A 19076-nucleotide genomic window follows, 5' to 3' on the forward strand; every position below is an offset into this window, starting at 1 on the left:
TTAATTTACAATAATTTTTTTACTGAGAACTCCCTCAGTAGTATTAAGTTTTACAATGTACACTCCTGAACTTAAATTTTTAATAGGAATTTGAATGCTGGATTGCATCTGATTTTGTACATCCCAGTTTCCGAGATCCTGTCCTAAGATATTATAGAGTGTCACATTATTAACCGTTACATCAGGAAAGTTGTTTTGAATAAACAAAGTCTTCGAGTTTTTGGCGTAAAATACCGCAATATCATTATTTAAGATTGATTCTTCTATACCAAGCGTTTTATCTTTAAAACGTAACGAGAAACGATTTTTATATTCACCGATATCCAGCATAATGTTTAAAGGACCTTTTCTAATATTATGATAGCTTTCAGTTAAATTGTCAAACAAAAATATTCGAAAATCATCGGCTATATTTTCAAGCTCATCCATTTTTATAGTGATTGATCCTTTATTACCAATAACAACTCCCAAAGGGATGATCTGATCCTCATCAAAATTATTAATTCCCTGAATTACATAGGCATTGTTATTAATTATCCAATACATATCATCAGTTTTTATATCAAATAGCGGGGCATCATAACCAATATCATAACCGGAAGTGGTGTTAGGATCGGCTGTCACTAATAATTGTCTGTGCATACCTTTAGAAGAGTCAAATCCCAATCTGATTTTTGATCTTGTATCTATTAATGATTTTTTGGCGCTTCCAATTGTTTTAATAAATAATGAGCTTGCAAGGGTTTCTCGTACGAAGGTCCGCTGATTATTAGTAAAATTCAAAGAAGCAGTCGATGTCGATGTTCCTGTCGGCGCATCAATAAAAAAGGATTGTCCCACCGGAATGTATTGCTTTGGTCTTTTTGATCCAATGGAAAAATCGTGAACAGTTAATACACTATTTGCTATACCGGCAACCCCTCCGGATAAATTATAGGCAGCGTAGCCTCCTGTATATTGCGCCAGTACATGATTGTTGGTTACACCAAAATGATCCCAAAAATAAAGCGCTCCATTAAATACATTTTGGGTTGCCGTACATCCTACACAATCTTTCAGGTTGTTTCTTATAAACTCGTCTGCATCAAGTGCAGATGGATAAGGGTTTCCGATTAAGTAAATCTGGTTAAGAGGCAATGGTAATGAAATCGTACCATTATTGGGTTTCCCTACAAAAACATAGTTTTGTGTTAGATCCGTTGCAGCAGTTCCCCCGGTTCCTTTCATTGTGTATCCTTCCCCTGTTTTTAATAACCCTGTGTTTCCGAGATAGTTCCATTGATTGTAATTTTGTAGCTCCGTACTTTTAACAGGAGCATTATAAGACCAGATCCAGCGGTTGCTTATTTTTATTGGTGACGATAACGCTCCGTCAGCAAAATACGCACCATCATTAAAAGATATTAAGCCTGGACTGGCTGAATTTGTGCCATCTCTCATAACCCCTGAGATCGAGTAGGGCGCATTATTGACACCTCCCTGAATGCTTACCGGCGATGACCAGTAATTGTAATTGTAACTGTTTTGCTGGCCTTGCTGGTCGCGTTCAATATAGCCAGTGCTGGCTTGATCTAAAATACTTTCATTGAAATAAGTTGGCAAATATCTCTTTTGCACTAACTGTGATTCGCCCACAAGATCAATGCTGCCGTTCAGTTTTAGATACAGGGTAATCCATAAACCTTGACCACTATTTTTCTCGTCTAAAGGTTTAGAAGGATCTGCTATTGTTAATTTTCCAGCTTCTGATTTTAGTCCTAATAATGTGATGTCTTTTGAAGTTGAGTTTATATCATGCAAACTTCTTACAATGTTCCAGTCTATTGGTTGTCCATTAATTCCTGTGCTATTTGGATAATCCCAAACAGTTTCTCCGTAAGCCCACGGCGTTGCAGCGGATCTGTTTGTCCAATCCCCATTTCTGACAGAATAATAAGGTAATGGTGCGGTTTGAGGCTCGGCAGTGGTGATGTTTTTTAATTTACCATCAGCTCCGACACCGAAATTAGGTTTTAAATACCCACATCCAATTTGATCCATTCTGTAATAGCCTTTCAAATTTGCCCAGGTAACGCCATTGACTGCTACAGGGATTACTTCTCCAAAGACTACATTATTTCCAGCAGATTGTTCTTTTATTTCCTGATTCATCATTTGACGAATCTGCTCATCATTTAATGCAACATTCCATATTTTAAGTTCATCAATCCAACCTTTGAAATAATTTACCGGTTCGCTAGATGCAGTGGCATTTTGATCCATAGCGCCAATTAATGCTTTAAAATTGTTCGCATTAGGCAGGCTGCTTCCTGTTTTTGTATTCAGTAATATTCCGTCAATGTATAGTTTGTATTGGCTGTTCGCATAAGTAACAGCAATATGATACCATCGATTAGACCCTATTTTATTAGGTGATGTAATACTTCCAACTCCATTCCATCTAAAAGTAACAAAATCATTTTGGATGCTTAAATCGTAACCATTGTCTCCATTACTATTTGCATTTTTTTTCGAAAATATGGTTTGAACATTATTTGATGATGCTTCCGGTTTTACCCATACTTCAAGACTGAAATTTGAATTTAAATGATAATTCTGTGCTTTAAAATCTACATAATCATTTACACCGTCAAAGTCTACAGTTGCGCAATTTGAAATTTCTATGTTTACGCTACTTTTGCAACCAAAAACAGTCCACTCTAGTATATAACTTCCCACTTCTGCTGTAAAAGTTGCGTCGGGATCATGTATGTCAGAAAATGTTCCAGTGCCACAACTGCTGGATCCACTGATAGACCAAGTACCTTGAATATTTGTTCCCGGGTCATCACATGTGGTACAACCCGCCGGAATAATATAAGAACCCTTGGTGGCATTTTGATTAGCAGTTTTGGTGTTGTCGTATGCATTTAATTTTACACTGTTAGAACCGCAATTGTCAGGTCCCAGCGTAATGTTGCTTCCTGCAAAGGAATAGCTCACATTAACATCGGCGAGTGCCGTTCCTAATTCTCCATAAGATCTGCAGCCTGATGCTAATATTGTTGCTCCATATTTGTGTTTTCCTGGTGCTTCAGGTGTATAGGTGTACGATGTTTCTAATACTCCTTGTGATAATGGAGGTACTCCTGGTTTTCCAATACCGTCAGTCCATTCAATTTGGTCTAATACAGGTGCTGTGGGAATTGAAATTCCATCAATAGCCCAGACACTGAAATCAGTTGTGCCATAAAAAGTCCATCTTGCTCGTACTTTTGAGTGCCCTAAGTAAGCACTCAAATCAAAGGAAGAATTATCATTTTTAAAATTGTATGTCGTTGCCGATGATCCTGTGCCCGCATTTCGTGGACTTGCCCAATCCCATGTTTGCCCGCCAACTAAAGTTTGTAAACGATAAGGATACGTAACACCGCCATCTATTGACAGGTCTAAATAAGCGCGATCTGCATCGACTAAGTTATAGGCCTGATCAAAATTAAGAAAAGCGGCTCTCATGTTTACTAAACTAAAAATTGGTGTTTCCAGCGTTGTTTTTCCTTTATAAACCTGAGGTTGTTGTTTTTTTATCCACTCTGAATAGTAATTTCCTTGTGCGATACTAAATTTAGGATCTCCGGAATCATATTCTATTGTTCCAAATTCATGCGGATTTGTAGCTGCCCAGTTGGTTTCCTTGGTTGCATTTCCATTTGCAGTATAATGAGAAGCTGAAGGCGCACCGTCGATTCTCCATGCATCATCATTGAATTTATCGGGGAATTGACCAGTGTTAAAATCTCCACCTTTTCCGGTAATAGCATCTTCCTGAATTGTATAACTTCTGCGAGCTAGTAAAGTTACTTGTTCGTTCAAGCAGATATTGAACACACTTTGAGCCAAAACCGGTGGCTGATCCGCCGGTAACGCTCGCACATAAAAATTGCTGGAATACTGGTAACAGGTTCCTACTTGCACCAATGCTCTGAAATAGGTAGATTCTGTTGTTGTGGGATAAAAAGTAACTGTATAGTTGTTTGTTGTATTTGGAATTGTTGCCCAAACAGCACTTCCTAGGTCATATTTTTCCCATTGAATTATCGTACCTATTTGTCCGGATAAATTCATTTTAATTTCGTTACCGCCACTAGAACATGATTTTATGTCAATGATACTTTTCGCAGTCTTTGGATCATCAACTGTCAAATAGCCTAGTAAAACACCTCCACTAATTTTTTCGGAAGTCATCGTAATATTTTGAACTTGCGTCGCTGCATTTCCTGTCGCATCGGTATAGGTCCAGGTTATCTGACTTGTTCCCAGTACGCTGTATGGGAATTGAATACTTGGAACACCCGTAATTATACCGTTACATGCATCTACTGCAGTTGGATACGTTAATTGAGAACTCAAAATTTGACATCCAATAAAACTTATGTTGGGCAGACTTGTTACACTAGCCACAGGTGCATTTGTATCTGTAACCGTAACTGTTTGAGATATATTTTTGCTATTTCCGGATAAATCAGTAAAATTCCAATTTATAATGTAAAAACCAGGTTTCGAATAGGTGTGTGGTAATGTAATATCGCTAGTAATACCCGTTACTGTTCCGCAATTATCAGGTGAAGTAGGGGCAGTTATGGTTATAGAACAGTTGCCTGTTAGAGCTGGCAGTGATGTTATCGAAGGCAGTTCGTTGTCAATTACAGTTATCGTTTTAGAACCGGTAACTGAATTATTTGAAGCATCCGTGACCGTATAATTAATGGTTGTTACTCCTTTGTTAAATACGTAAGTTCCTACTTGACCGGCTGTTATCATTTTTATTGTAGCACCACTTAAGGTATAAGAAATAGTGGCAGTACAGTTATCAGAAAAAGAAGTATCTACTACTGTTACCGGAGCATGGCAGGCGCCCGGTGAAGTATTTACTGACTGATTTGCTCCTGGAGTTATCGTTGGTAAAATAATGTCCGTTATGGTTACTATTTGTGTTGCTGTAGCACTATTGTTAGCGGCATCTTTCACAGTCCAAGTTACTGTGGTGATTCCAACAGGGAAAGCGGCAGGAGCATCATTTGTTACAGTCAAACTGGCTGTAGCGGTGCAATTATCGGAAACTGTAGGTAATCCCAAAATTACATTAGTCGAAGTACATCCTACATTCGTTGTGCCCGTTTTTGCTACTGGCGCGGTGATTGTTGGCGCGATATTATCTGTTATTGTCACTATTTGTGCTGCTGTAGCAGTATTATTGGCGGCATCTTTCACAGTCCAAGTTACCGTGGTGATCCCAATTGGGAAAGCGGTAGGAGCATCATTGGTTACAGTCAAACTGGCTGTCGCGGTACAATTATCGGTAATTACAGGTGAACCTAAAACAACATTGGTCGAAGTACATCCCACATTAGTTGTTCCCATTGTAGCCGCTGGCGCCGTGATTGTTGGCGCGATATTATCCGTTACGGTTACTGTTTGTGTTGCTGTAGCGGTATTGTTGGCGGCATCTTTCACAGTCCAAGTTACCGTGGTGATTCCAATAGGGAAAGCGGTTGGAGCATCATTGGTTAGAGTCAAACTGGCTGTAGCGGTGCAATTATCGGCAACTGTCGGTGATCCCAAAATTACATTAGTCGAAGTACATCCTACATTGGTTGTGCCCGTTTTTGCTACTGGCGCTGTGATTGTTGGCGCTATATTATCCGTTACGGTTACTGTTTGTGTTGCTGTAGCGGTATTGTTGGCGGCATCTTTCACAGTCCAAGTTACCGTGGTGATTCCAATAGGGAAAGCGGTAGGAGCATCATTTGTTACAGTCAAACTGGCTGTAGCGGTGCAATTATCGGCAACTGTCGGTGATCCCAAAATTACATTAGTCGAAGTACATCCTAAATTGGTTGTACCCGTCTTTGCTACTGGCGCGGTGATTGTTGGCGCGATATTATCCGTTACGGTTACTGTTTGTGTTGCTGTAGCGGTATTGTTGGCGGCATCTTTTACAGTCCAAGTTACCGTGGTGATTCCAATAGGGAAAGCGGTTGGAGCATCATTTGTTACAGTCAAACTGGCTGTAGCGGTGCAATTATCGGCTACTGTCGGTGATCCCAAAATTACATTAGTCGAAGTACATCCTACATTGGTTGTTCCCGTTTTTGCTACTGGCGCTGTGATTGTTGGCGCGATATTATCCGTTACGGTTACTGTTTGTGTTGCTGTAGCGGTATTGTTGGCGGCATCTTTTACAGTCCAAGTTACCGTGGTGATTCCAATAGGGAAAGCGGTTGGAGCATCATTTGTTACAGTCAAACTGGCTGTAGCGGTGCAATTATCGGCAACTGTCGGTGATCCCAAAATTACATTAGTCGAAGTACATCCTACATTGGTTGTGCCCGTTTTTGCTACTGGCGCGGTGATCGTTGGCGCGATATTATCTGTTACGGTTACTGTTTGTGTTGCAGTTGCAATATTGTTAGCGGCATCTTTTACAGTCCAAGTTACCGTAGTGCTTCCAATTGGGAAAGCGGCTGGAGCATCATTGGTCACTGTCAAACCGGCTGTAGCGGTGCAATTATCGGAAACTGTAGGTAATCCCAAAATTACATTAGTCGAAGTACATCCTAAATTGGTTGTGCCCGTTTTTGCTACTGGCGCTGTGATCGTTGGCGCGATATTATCTGTTACGGTTACTGTTTGTGTTGCTGTAGCGGTATTGTTAGCGGCATCTTTTACAGTCCAAGTTACCGTAGTGCTTCCAATTGGGAAAGCGGCTGGAGCATCATTGGTCACTGTTAAACCGGCTGTCGCGGTGCAATTATCGGCAACTGTCGGCGATCCCAAAATTACATTAGCAGAAGTACAACCGACATTGGTTGTCCCCGTTTTTGCTACTGGCGCGGTGATCGTTGGCGCGATATTATCTGTTACGGTTACTGTTTGTGTTGCTGTAGCGGTGTTGTTGGCGGCATCTTTTACAGTCCAAGTTACCGTGGTGATTCCAATAGGGAAAGCGGCTGGAGCATCATTGGTCACTGTCAAACCGGCTGTCGCGGTGCAATTATCGGCAACTGTCGGTGATCCCAAAATTACATTAGTCGAAGTACATCCTAAATTGGTTGTGCCCGTTTTTGCTACTGGCGCGGTGATCGCTGGCGCGATATTATCTGTTACGGTTACTGTTTGTGTTGCAGTTGCAATATTGTTAGCGGCATCTTTTACAGTCCAAGTTACCGTAGTGCTTCCAATTGGGAAAGCGGCTGGAGCATCATTGGTCACTGTCAAACCGGCTGTCGCGGTGCAATTATCGGCTACTGTCGGTGATCCCAAAATTACATTAGTCGAAGTACATCCTAAATTGGTTGTGCCCGTTTTTGCTACTGGCGCTGTGATTGTTGGCGTTATATTATCCGTTACGGTTATTGTTTGTGTAGCTGTGGCGGTATTGTTGGCAGCATCTTTCACAGTCCAAGTTACCGTGGTGATTCCAATAGGGAAAGCGGTTGGAGCATTATTTGTTACAATCAAACTGCCTGTAGCCGTGCAATTATCGGAAACTGTCGGTAAACCTAAAACAACGTTAGTGGAAGTACAACCGACATTGGTTGTCCCCGTTTTTGCTACTGGCGCGGTGATCGTTGGCGCGATATTATCTGTTACGGTTACTGTTTGTGTTGCAGTTGCAATATTGTTAGCGGCATCTTTTACAGTCCAAGTTACCGTAGTGCTTCCAATTGGGAAAGCAGTTGGAGCATCATTTGTTACAATCAAAGTGCCTGTAGCGGTGCAATTATCGGAGACTGTCAGTAATCCCAAAACAACATTGGTGGAAGTACATCCTCCATTTGTTGTTCCCGTTACAGCTGCTGGAGCAGTAATTGTAGGAATGGTGGTGTCATCTACAATTATATTTTGATTTGCAGTTGTAGAATTTCCGTTGTCGTCCTTAAAAGTCCAAGTTACTACCGTTGTTCCTTGTGTAGTTATTGGAAAAATGGTTGTAGTAGTTCCTGTAATGGTACCCGCGCAAATATCAGTTGTTGTTGGAGCAACTGGCGTTCCACCGCATTGTCCAACATTCACATCAGTAAGAGTTGGAGTATTAGGAGAAGTTTCGTCTGGAGTGCACTGCCCGTAACCATGATAAAAATTAATAAGCAGTATAAATATATAAAAGTATTTTTTCCTCATATCGGTATGACTTTTTACAGTTATATTTTGACTTATCACACAGCAGCAGAAAGAGCGTCTGTAAATCAAAATTTAGTGAATAAAAGTATAAAAAAGTCGTTTTAATACCGATGAAAAACTGATAAAATCGATAAACTCCGTTAAAAATAGTTAAAAGTAAGTTAATTGATACAAAAAATATAAGCAGTTATCTTGTAAAAAATCGTTTTCAATTCCTGCAAACAGGTCTTAATTATTTTTTTCTAAATTCCGGTGCGACTGCCTGATGACCTGCAGTTTAGCCATAATCTTTTTACATGAAAGCAATACTCCGCATGTGGATGCCTTTTCACTCGAAGTCAAATAATTCAAATATACAATGACAAATTCTATCAGGAACGGCGAAAGTTCCTGATGGAGTTTAAGTTTGTGGCTATCGAATGACTGAATTGATCACCAAATAAACCACTATGTTCTGAATTTCTGCTTAAAAGCAAGTAGTACTTACTACACAATTATAACCATTAATTGCCACTTGATTTTGAACCTCGGTAACTTCGGAGGCATCGCAACAAATCGATCTCAGATTTGGGTTATTTGCGAAAAAATAATCGGTCAATTTGCTTCCATTTTTTAAGACCAACGTTTGTAAGTTGTTGTTATAAAGGCTTAAACGTGCCATTTCCGGTGAATCACGAATATCTAAACTGGTGATTTGATTGAACGAACAATCTAAACTATTTAAGGTTACCATTCCTTTTAAATCCAAAGCGGTTAATTTATTCCCACTACAGCCCAAGAAATTTAATTTGGTACAATTGGTAATATTCAAAGTGGTCATCGCGTTACTTCGCGCATGCAGCCAACCCAGATTGGTACAATTAGCAGCGTTTACACTCGTCAAGCGATTGGAGTCGCATTGTACATTATAAAGCTTCGATAAGTTACTTACATCCAGCGTAGTCAGTAGATTGTTCGAAATATTCAAAGACTCCAAATTAGTCAAATGTCCTACGGATAAGGTCGTAATCAGGTTGGAATCCCCACGTATAAACTTTATGTTTTTAGAATCACTGATATTCAAATTGCTAATTTTATTATAAGGAAAATCAACTTTTTCCAAAGCCGGCAGTGATTTCAAGTTCAGTTCAGTTAACTGATTTTGGTCGCACGAAAGTTCTTTTAAATTGTTTAAGCCCTGCACATTTAAGTTCGTAAGAGCATTGTTAGTACAGTATACGACTTGTAATTTTTTTAGACTGGACACATCCAAAGAAGTGATTTTGTTATCCCTGCACGAAAAAATTTTAAGGTTTCGGAACGAAAGTAAGCCTTCCAGCGAGGCGATATTGGAATTGTCCACCGTTAGTGAGCCTATGTTTTCGGCTTCACAAACTTGAATGTTACCATCACCATTGGTATCAATTACACAGCCAATACCTTCTAAATTTCCAGCAATACTATATCCGCCAGCAGTTGCTGATAGCAGTTTAGCTTTGAAATTAGCGTCCGGAATATTGACTATCTGGCTGCAATTTTTGTCAGAATTGATGATCTCAGCATCGTCCTCTGAAGTGGTACAACTGGAAACGAACATACTTGCAACGATTAACGAACGGATAAAAAAGGATTTAATTTTCATAAAAAAGTTTTACTGTTTTTTTGTTTATTAATTATTCTCGACAATATTAATTTCTTCGGCAGTCAAGCCATACAACTATAATAGGTTTTCTTCAGGAAATCAATCACTCAGTTTTTATGAAACTCGTCGCTTTCCTTTTCATTGATGGAATCTAAAATCTGAATCAAATTCGTTTTAAAACGCTCAATGTGAATCCGATTTGGTTTGATTTTAAAACATGCTTTGTTGAATGCTTTGCGAGGTTCGAGAAGAATTGTATTCATGGGATTTTTTCAGAATTCTTAGTGATCAAACTTACTATTAAAAAAGGACAACTACAATCAGTAAGATACTATTTATCTGACTATTTGTACGGTCCACAAATGCAGCAATTCGCACAGACAATACTTTATGGCTTTCGTTATTTTTGCTAATAAAAAAGCTTCTGAAAATCTTCTTATATTTTCTGTAAAGGGTATTAAAACTCCATTGCATATCGGTCGGCAACAATTAAACAGCGCTTTTCAACACCCATTTAGTAAATCGCAAGGCGAACGCAGCATAACTAACGTATTTAGCATTAGCATTTTTAAAGTATTAGCGCATCGTTTTTGAAAGAAAAACTAAGAATTGAATATTGCAAAAAATAAAAATATTTTTATGACACATTATACAGTAAAAAAAATACATTTGCGTTTTGATTCTTCATACAATATCTTTAAATCCAATAAAATGTCTACAGCAACAACGACTAGAGGTCTCAAAGAACAATACGTTCCTACAGCAGAATTTTATAGCCAAATCATCGATAGTTTATTGGATTATTCCATTTTTACAGTAGACACTGATTTAAAGATAAACAGTTGGAATTCCGGAGCAACAAATATATTTCAATATGAAACAGATGAAATTATAGGGAAACCTTTTGAAATAATTTTTACCGAGCAAGATAAAAAAGACGGGATTCCCCAAAAGGAGATTGATGTTGCGCGCAAAACCGGAAGATGTACAGATATAAGATGGCACTTGTGCAAGGACGGGAAAACATTTTTTGCAGATGGATTGGTATTTCCATTGAAAGATGAAGATGATGAGGTTATAGGATTTGTAAAAATATTGTGTGATATCACTGCTAAAAAAGAATCCGAGGACGCGATAAAAAAATATGCAAAAGACCTGGAAGACCTTAATGCGCACAAGGAAAGTGTACTTGCGATTTTGTCTCATGATTTAAGAAGCCCATTGGCAGGAATTATTCAGGGTGCTCAATATTTGGAAACAAATTTTGACAAAATTAATCCTGAATTAGCCAAAGATTTGTTGAAGGAATTGCACACTGCTGCAGTTAACGAGTTGAATATGCTGGATTATCTGGTAGAATGGACAAGGATAAAATATGCTGCGGAAGCATTTGTTCCGACAAAAATAGAACTTGTTCATTATGTGAAAAAAGTTTTTGATTCATTAAAAGAAACCGCATCAATCAATACCATAAATCTTCACAGTGAAATAGAGGAAAACTGTAGTGTGTTTGCTGATGAGAAAATGTTGCTTTCTATCTTGCAAAATATAGTTTCGAATGCGATCAAACATTCGCACAAAGGAGGCCAAATTACGCTGTCAGCAAAACAGGATGATGGTATGATGATAGTGGCAATTAAGGATTCAGGTAAGGGCATGTCAAAAAAAATAATGGATAAACTTTTTGCTCCACAGGTTAAATCTCTTTCTAAATCTGTTGAGGAGAATAAAGGAGCAGGCATTGGTTTATTATTGGTAAAAGGATTTTTAGAAAAAAATAATGGTAATATATGGGTTGAAAGTGAAGAGGGTAAAGGATCTTCTTTTTATTTCACGTTACCGCTCGACGAGCCCGTAGATAAGACGGATATTTCAGAAAAAGCAGAGACTGTTTAACCTATAGAAATTCATTCTTGTTACCCTTTGGGTGTAATTAGATTTAAATATTAAAGCTAAGAATTGTAATTTTAGCCTGTTGATTCTGTTATTTCGAGGAACGAGACTCGAGTGACAGCGAACAGGCGAAGCAAATCTCATTATGTAAATCTATAATATGATTCCTCCTCTGTCGGAATGACAAAATAAAAACTTCAGCGAAACACAATCAACCACACTTCGACTTTGCTCTGTTCAAGCTTGAAACATAGAAAAAAAGAGTTAGATAGCCCATTTCCTGACTTCAAAACACTATGATTTTCTTTAAAAAAGATAAACGCCTTCCGAATTTTTAAAATCTCTTTTTCTGCGTGTTACAATAGGAATTGTAATAGCTACAATTTACTTTAGTATTTTAATAAAGCAGTAATTTCTTCGCCACAGATCGATTTGTCATTGCGCTTTAAAATCTTTTTAATCGTTCTAATCTTTGGCAACATCTCCTGTTAATAATTGCAACAATATATCTTATTTGCTCTTTAGTTGTTTTAAGACTTATTTTTTAAGGTGCCCAAATCGAAGCGATAAATAGCTTCCATCTTCAAAAGAAATGTGTTTGAAGTATTCTGTATTAATTGTGTTCGGTTGTCTCCCAATCTCAAAACTAGAATTTGTAAATCAAGTTTTTGGTCTATTGGATAAACTCTGAAATCGTTTAAAGAATAGCCCATTTTCAGACGCAAAAGAATCTTTTTGTCCAAAACGCTTCGCTGTACGTACGAAGAAAAATCTATTGAATTATTTTCGACATAATTAGCACGAACGTTGTCAGTGGTCACTTTATAACTGTTTCCATGACCCAGAAAATCCACGCCAACTCTTGTTTTATCAGTCAAATTATAATTGATATCAGCGTCATTTGGCATAAAGGCATTTATTTCAAAACGTTTGTTTGGACTGCGATAATAGAAAGTGACAATAGGAACCACGGACATTCCATAAGCTTCGCTGCTGCTGTAAATCCCAAAGCCATAACCGAAATTTTCGTTTCTTTTGTATTTTAATAAAGCCAATCCTCCCAGGTAAATATCTTCGGTGCTGATATTGATATAATCAGATGCCACTTTTGGGAGAAAAAGGTATAGTCCACTCCAGTGTTCGGAATGATTGACACTCAGACCTACTCTTAAATTTGTAGAGTATAAATGATTGTTATCAGAATCAGGGAACAATTGTAGGTTGTAGCTACTGAAATTTACATTGGTTAAAGCAATATATTTTTCATTTAAAACAATTGGTAAAATAAGATTCGTTTGAAATGTTGTGATGTCGGTCTCAAAAGATGAATTTTCGAAAGTCGTTTTTTGCGATTTACCATAATTGATAGAAAATAGATCGATGTATTCCTGCGCACTGCATAAAAAAGGCAGTATTAAAAATAACAATGGTATTAATTTTTTTTTCATTTTATAAATGTAGATGTTATGTTTTTGATCGATGGGCATTTCACTTTTGACAAATATTTCAGCTGTTTTTCTTTAAAACAAAACCACAATACAAATTTAAGAGTGTAAAGTATCACAGCTGTTACAGCAGCGAATTATCCTTGGCTAATTTATTTATATTTCCAGTTGCTTTCGTAAGCTTATTATACTAAATTATTACTATTATGAATGCGATATTTATTCAGCTATTTCGTTTTCCTTATCTAATTGTTGTTGGACATAGGCAAGCGTATTTTGAATGTCATCGACACACACAAAAATAAATTCACCGGTTTGCGCATGATCAATGGCATATTGTACGGATTCTATTTCATTTGAGATGATACTTATTTTAATGTTGCTGTCAATTTCCCGAATACCATCAGAAAGCATCGTGCTAAGTTCTTCGGTTGTTCTTCCTCTGTTGTCTCCGTGTCTGATTATTATTTCATCAAACATTTGAGCAGAAAGCCGGCCAATGTTTTTTATATCTTCGACACGACGGTCGCCGGTGGCTGAAATAATCCCTGTTTTTTTTGTGGCGTCAACCTGTGCCATGAATTTTTGCATCTGCACGTACCCATCGGTATTGTGAACGTAATCAATCATTAATTTAAAATTCTTAAACTCGAAAACATTCATTCTGCCGGGTGTCAATGTTGGCGATGGAATGAAAGATTGAAGCGCAGCAGTAATGGTTTCGACAGGAAACTCGCTGATTGTTGCAGCTAAAATAGCGGGTAAAACATTTTTAATCATAAACTCGCAGGTAGCGGAAAAGGTTAGAGGCACCTGATCAACTGCTGCAATTTTCGTTTTCGATTCGCCTTTACTGATGACAAAATAATTATTCTCAACAAAAGCCGCTAGTCCGCCTTCACTGCTATGTTTTTTGATACGTTCATTATTGGCATCCATGCTGAACAATGCGATTGTGCAGCTAAGCGTATTTTTCATTTGATAAACCAAATCGTCATCCGCATTTAGAATTGCGGTTCCGCTATCAAAGGTGCTTTGCGGCACCACTGCTTTGACACGTGCCAATTGTTCGATGGTGTCAATATCATTTAATCCCAAATGATCCTCAGTAACATTGGTTACTACACTGATTTTGCATTTATCAAATCCTAAGCCGGATCTGAGTATTCCGCCTCTGGCACATTCGAGCACTGCAAAATCAACAAGCGGGTCGCGAAGCACGGTAGCTGAACCGCCAGGTCCGCTGCAGTCTCCAAAACGAACTGTAGTTCCATCGATATAAATTCCATCCGTCGTCGTATATCCTGTGTGATGACCGGCTGCTTGCGCCAAATGAGCAATCAATCGTGTAACCGTTGTTTTGCCATTGGTGCCTGAAACAGCAACAACGGGAATACGCCCGTCTGCATTATTAGGGAAGAGCATATTTACTATAGGTTCAGCCACATTTCTTGCTGTACCTTCGGTAGGGGAAAGGTGCATTCTCAAACCCGGACCTGCATTTACTTCAATCACAGCTCCGTTTTTTTCGGTGATGGGAATAGTGATGTCTTCTGCCATGATATCAATACCACAAATATCTAAATTCATCAGACGTGCAATGCGTTCCGCCATAAAAACATTCTGTGGATGCACTAAATCAGTTACATCTGTGGCTGTTCCGCCCGAGCTTAAGTTCGCGGTGTCTTTTAAAAATAAAATTTCTCCAATAGGTAAAACCGAATCCAGTCTAAGTTCTTTTGCTGCTAAGATGGATAGTGTTGCCGTATCAATTGTTATTTTGGTAAGTACTTTCTGGTGTCCTTCCCCTCTGTTTGGATCGGTATTAGTTTCATGAATCAGTTCTTCAACTGTTGCTATGCCATTGCCCGTCACTAAAGCCGGTGTTCGTTTTGCTACCGCTGCCAATTTGTAATTAATAACCAAAAAGCGATAGTCATCACCTGATATAAAACGCTCGATTATCACATTTTCGGAAATTTTTTGAGCATCATCAAAACCATTTTGTGCCTGTTCTAAAGTTGTTATTCGTGTAGTAATTCCTCTACCGTGGTTGCCATTTACCGGTTTGGTTACCAGCGGAAATCCAATTTTCTTTATAGCTTCTTCCAGCCCAGTTTTATCGTCAATTAACAGACCTTTAGGTACGGGAATGTAAGCCTTCGATAAAATGTTGCGGGTAGCATCTTTATTAGAAGCCAAATCAACGGCTATGTTGCTGGTAGTTGATGCTATGGAAGCGCGGATAATTTTTTGGTTGTATCCTTGTCCCAACATCAATAAAGAGTTCTCATTTAGTCTGGTATAGGGAATATTTCTGCGTTCCGCTTCTTTAACAATGGCAAACGTACTGGGACCTAATTTTTCTTTGTTGTACAAGTGCTGCAATTCTTGTATGGTAGCATCCACATTATAATCTAATCCGATCAATAAATCTTTAACTAAATCAACCGCAGCTTTGGCAGCATATTTCCCGGCTCGTTCCGTACTATATGAAAATACAACATTATATATGCCCATTACATTGGTGGATAGAGTTTGTCCGAAATCACATTCCATTCCCGCAAGGCTTTGCAATTCAAGTGCAACATGTTCTACGACATGTCCGAGCAATGTTCCTGTTTTTACACGCTCCAAAAAACTGTCTTGAACTCCTTCTGAACATTGGCGCATTTTTATGGACGGCAACAGTTGTTCCAATGCTTCGCCAAAACCTTCTATCCTGTTAGTTGGCTTTTGTTCCCAATCACCAAGATCAAGTTTCATGACAATGAGGTTTTTATTGTATCCTGACCAGTAATTGGGCCCGCGCATCACTTTAATTGCTATTATTTTCATTGTCTTTTGCTATTTTTTAAAACGTATTATTTTATTAATTAAATCCATCTGTACAAAAATTATCTACTTTGAAATACCTTTAAAAAGAATTGAACTCTATCTAAGAACAACTTGGTACAAAGTGCATAAATTGATAATTAAGATTTAAAAATTGTGGTTAGTTTTTTTGCATTTAAAACTTCGGCTTCGCTTGCGGTGTTATTACAATATATAAAGACTTGTTCGAGTAATTTCTTTTCAATAATAACATCATGAAGCTTTATCAAATCAGTAAAGCTGTACTCAGAATAAAACATCTTTGGAATTCCGTGAAGCCTGACATAACCAACAGTTGAGGTGGCAATAATATCAGTTGGCATTGCCGGACGGCTGACGCTGGCAAAGGTAATATTATTTCTTGCTAAGCGTTCATACACTTCCTGAGACCACCAACCTGGGTGTCGCAATTCGATCGCTATTTTAAAATCGGGGCTCATAGATTCTATAATAAGATCAAGCTTTTCAGGGCTATAATGAAAACTCAGTGGAAGCTGAAATAAGATGCACTCCAGTTTTTCATTGAGTCCTTGTTTACAGAGCGAGAAGAATTCATCTATTTCTGATTTGCAGTCCACGAACTTTTTGATATGCGTTATCAATTTTGGTGCTTTAACGGAATAGATAAAACCATCCGGGCTTTTTTTATACCAATTTTCAAAGATTCGCAACGTTGGAAATTTATAAAATGTAGCATTTATTTCAAAGGTATTGAAATGCGTGCAATAAAAATTAAACCATTTGGACGGCAGAATGTTTTCAGGATAAAAGACATTCTTCCATTTGGTATTATGAAAGGAAGAATAACCGATATGTATATTTTTAGCGAACATAAAAATAAGAATAAAATTAATGAAAAGGAATGCTGAATTGTTGTCAGTTCTACTTAACAAAAAAGTCTTCTTCAAACATTTTGACTGCAATGAAGAAGATTAGAATCCAAAAAAGTAAAAAACGTAAGCGCCCAAATCTTTGATTCGGGCGCATTGTATCTCTATTAAATCCTTGATTGAGAATCTTTATTTATTTATGACCTTCATGCGCAGCATCAACATTGATATGTGATACAGCGATTTCCTTTAATTTTATTTCAGCGTTTTTCTCTTCTGCGAGTGTTTTTGCAAGTAGTAAGGCAGTTCTTGTTTTACCAAGAGTAACTGCGTAAACACGCAAAGTTCCATAAGCAGCTATTTCATAATGCTCCACTTTCTGTGCTGCGGCTATCATCGCTGCATCACGAACATTCCCAACTTCCGTTTCTTGGATTATTTTATCAGTCTCATCTAACAATCCTGCCATCGCATCGCATTTTTTGGCAACTGCTTCCAGACCCAGTGATTCAAAAACTTGTTCCAAACGGGTAACATGTTCTTCTGTTTCCTTCAAATGATCTTCAAACGCTTTAATTAACTGAGTAGATGTTGCATTTTTGGCCATTTTAGCCAGTGCTTTTGTCAATGCTTTTTCTGCCCAATAAATATCTTTCAAACCATCTTCCAAAAAATCTCTTAAGTTTTCCGCTGCATCAGGTTTTGCTTTTACCACTCCGTCTTTTGGCATAGCAGTCAATTCCTGAGCTGCTCTTCCAGTCCTTTTTATCGATGGTTTAACAGCTTTTACAGATTCCTCTTTCGTCGTTTTCATAACTATTTATTTAAGAAATTAATTACGGTATTAATTCAAAAAACAAATTTAAAAATTAGTGAAATTCATTCTGTACATAATTCTTTTTATTAATTACAAAATTCACAGTCTTGGAAATTTAATTTACCGGACTGTCATATTTATTTATAATTTTTTTAAGGAATTAAAAATTGATCTCAGCTGCAAACTTTAGTGTTACGGGCCATGGCAATTTGCTGTATCCTGATCAATAAATATTTTTTAAAAATTTAGGTTCCCGAGAAAAATTTGAAGCCAAAACTGTAATAAATTTTAAAAAAAAATCTATTACAATTTGATTAAAGGTACGGAGAGTCGATGAACGTGGTAATTTCGATAAAGTTTCTTTAAAAAAAGGTCACAAATGACTTTTTTTTCTGTTCTGAGCGGGAATTAATAAAAAGTATAGTTTGAAAAATTTATATAAAATATATTTTACGCGTGTTAATAGCGCATTGGACAATGAAATTGGAATTTACATATCTCAATCAATTAATGAAGTTTCGAAAAATTGGTAATTCAATATCAAACCTTCATCAGTGAATGCAAAACTGGGCTTCGGAGGTAAAAAAATTCATTAAAACAGAAAGTTTGTAAATGAAAAACTACATTTCATTATTCCTTTTTTTTTCATATTTAAAGAATTCCTATCTAAATTTATAAAATTCCGCACCTCTTTCCCTCACCTGAAAGTTTTAAAGTCCGTGTTTTGGAAAAATAATTTCAATAAAAAACCCTAACATATTGATGTTAGGGTTTTTGCTTTGGTAGCGAGACCGAGATTTGAACTCGGGACCTCAGGGTTATGAATCCTGCGCTCTAACCGACTGAGCTATCTCGCCATGATTAGGGTTGTAAAACCTACCCTGAATGCGGGTGCAAATATAAAAATAATATTAGAGCTTGCAAGTATATTTTTAAGAAAAAAAAATATTTTTAAAAACACTTTTTTTTCGAAGTTAAATTCTATATATTTCCGAAAAATTAAATGTAGCTCATGGATCAAAAAGTACGTTACGAAATCGAGTTCCCCATAAATTCCTCACCTCAATTGTTGTATCAATATATATCGACTCCATCCGGTTTGTCTGAGTGGTTTGCGGATAATGTCAATTCTCGTGGAGAGTTTTTTACTTTCATTTGGAATGACTCTGAAGAAAAGGCAAGATTAGCCTCGAAGAAAACAGGCGAAAAAGTGAAATTTAAATGGGTCGATGAAAATAGTAAGGATACGGAGTATTTTTTTGAACTGCATATTTTAGTGGATGAGCTTACCAAAGACGTTTCGTTAATGGTTGTTGATTTTGCTGAGAAAGATGAGATAGATGAAGCTACACTGCTTTGGGAAAATCAAATTTCGGACTTGAAACATCTGATTGGATCTGTTTAGTAAAATCATTTTTTATGACTTATATTTG

9 protein-coding genes and 1 tRNA gene are annotated in these 19076 nt (G+C 37.5%); 2 read left to right on the plus strand and 8 right to left on the minus strand.

Annotated elements, in window-relative coordinates:
- The 3 genes from E0F89_RS12405 to E0F89_RS17150 form a co-directional block, all read right to left on the minus strand.
- Positions 1 to 8163 carry an HYR domain-containing protein gene (locus E0F89_RS12405; protein ID WP_131910101.1) on the minus strand — a complete coding sequence of 2721 codons (8163 nt, stop codon included), beginning with the start codon at positions 8161 to 8163 and terminating at the stop codon, positions 1 to 3.
- A 466-nt stretch (positions 8164 to 8629) separates the two neighbouring features.
- Positions 8630 to 9784: a leucine-rich repeat domain-containing protein gene (locus E0F89_RS12410; RefSeq protein WP_131910102.1), complete on the minus strand. Its 1155-nt coding sequence runs from the start codon at positions 9782 to 9784 to the stop codon at positions 8630 to 8632.
- A 107-nt stretch (positions 9785 to 9891) separates the two neighbouring features.
- Complete coding sequence (locus E0F89_RS17150; protein ID WP_165930027.1) at positions 9892 to 10047, minus strand: DUF7149 domain-containing protein; 156 nt, start codon at positions 10045 to 10047, stop codon at positions 9892 to 9894.
- Positions 10048 to 10495: 448 nt separating this feature from the next.
- Here E0F89_RS17150 and E0F89_RS12415 point away from each other — a divergent pair, with 448 nt between their 5' ends.
- Entirely contained in the window at positions 10496 to 11680 is a 1185-nt protein-coding gene (locus E0F89_RS12415) for a PAS domain-containing sensor histidine kinase (RefSeq protein ID WP_165930028.1), read from the plus strand.
- Positions 11681 to 12207: 527 nt separating this feature from the next.
- Here E0F89_RS12415 and E0F89_RS12420 read toward each other — a convergent pair.
- From E0F89_RS12420 to E0F89_RS12440, 5 genes are all read right to left on the minus strand, one after another.
- Positions 12208 to 13125, minus strand: coding sequence for a DUF6268 family outer membrane beta-barrel protein (locus tag E0F89_RS12420; protein ID WP_131910104.1), 918 nt, complete (start codon positions 13123 to 13125; stop codon positions 12208 to 12210).
- 216 nt (positions 13126 to 13341) lie between these two features.
- Entirely contained in the window at positions 13342 to 15960 is a 2619-nt protein-coding gene (cphA, locus tag E0F89_RS12425) for a cyanophycin synthetase (RefSeq protein ID WP_131910105.1), read from the minus strand.
- A 137-nt stretch (positions 15961 to 16097) separates the two neighbouring features.
- Positions 16098 to 16829, minus strand: a complete 732-nt coding sequence (locus E0F89_RS12430; protein WP_131910106.1) for a DUF72 domain-containing protein — start codon at positions 16827 to 16829, stop codon at positions 16098 to 16100.
- Positions 16830 to 17019: 190 nt separating this feature from the next.
- On the minus strand, positions 17020 to 17640 hold the full coding sequence (locus tag E0F89_RS12435) for a YciE/YciF ferroxidase family protein (RefSeq protein WP_131910107.1): 621 nt from the start codon (positions 17638 to 17640) through the stop codon (positions 17020 to 17022).
- Positions 17641 to 18423: 783 nt separating this feature from the next.
- Positions 18424 to 18500: transfer RNA gene (locus tag E0F89_RS12440), tRNA-Met, on the minus strand.
- Positions 18501 to 18655: 155 nt separating this feature from the next.
- On the opposite strand from E0F89_RS12440, the gene E0F89_RS12445 reads away from it, so the two are divergent.
- The gene (locus E0F89_RS12445) at positions 18656 to 19048 is read left to right on the plus strand and encodes an START-like domain-containing protein (protein ID WP_131910108.1); all 393 of its coding nucleotides are present in this window, start codon (positions 18656 to 18658) and stop codon (positions 19046 to 19048) included.
- The last annotated feature ends 28 nt before the right edge of the window (positions 19049 to 19076 follow it).

Source organism: Flavobacterium caseinilyticum (assembly GCF_004349085.1).
GTDB lineage: Bacteria > Bacteroidota > Bacteroidia > Flavobacteriales > Flavobacteriaceae > Flavobacterium > Flavobacterium caseinilyticum.

Bases quoted from the DNA above. Each gene is read 5' to 3' on its own strand.
- E0F89_RS12430 (WP_131910106.1), bottom strand. From the start codon at position 16,829: ATGTTCGCTAAAAATATACATATCGGTTATTCTTCCTTTCATAATACC.
- E0F89_RS12405 (WP_131910101.1), bottom strand. From the start codon at position 8,163: ATGAGGAAAAAATACTTTTATATATTTATACTGCTTATTAATTTTTAT.
- E0F89_RS12420 (WP_131910104.1), bottom strand. From the start codon at position 13,125: ATGAAAAAAAAATTAATACCATTGTTATTTTTAATACTGCCTTTTTTA.
- E0F89_RS12435 (WP_131910107.1), bottom strand. From the start codon at position 17,640: ATGAAAACGACGAAAGAGGAATCTGTAAAAGCTGTTAAACCATCGATA.
- E0F89_RS12445 (WP_131910108.1), top strand. From the start codon at position 18,656: ATGGATCAAAAAGTACGTTACGAAATCGAGTTCCCCATAAATTCCTCA.
- E0F89_RS12410 (WP_131910102.1), bottom strand. From the start codon at position 9,784: ATGAAAATTAAATCCTTTTTTATCCGTTCGTTAATCGTTGCAAGTATG.
- E0F89_RS17150 (WP_165930027.1), bottom strand. From the start codon at position 10,047: ATGAATACAATTCTTCTCGAACCTCGCAAAGCATTCAACAAAGCATGT.
- cphA (WP_131910105.1), bottom strand. From the start codon at position 15,960: ATGAAAATAATAGCAATTAAAGTGATGCGCGGGCCCAATTACTGGTCA.
- E0F89_RS12415 (WP_165930028.1), top strand. From the start codon at position 10,496: ATGTCTACAGCAACAACGACTAGAGGTCTCAAAGAACAATACGTTCCT.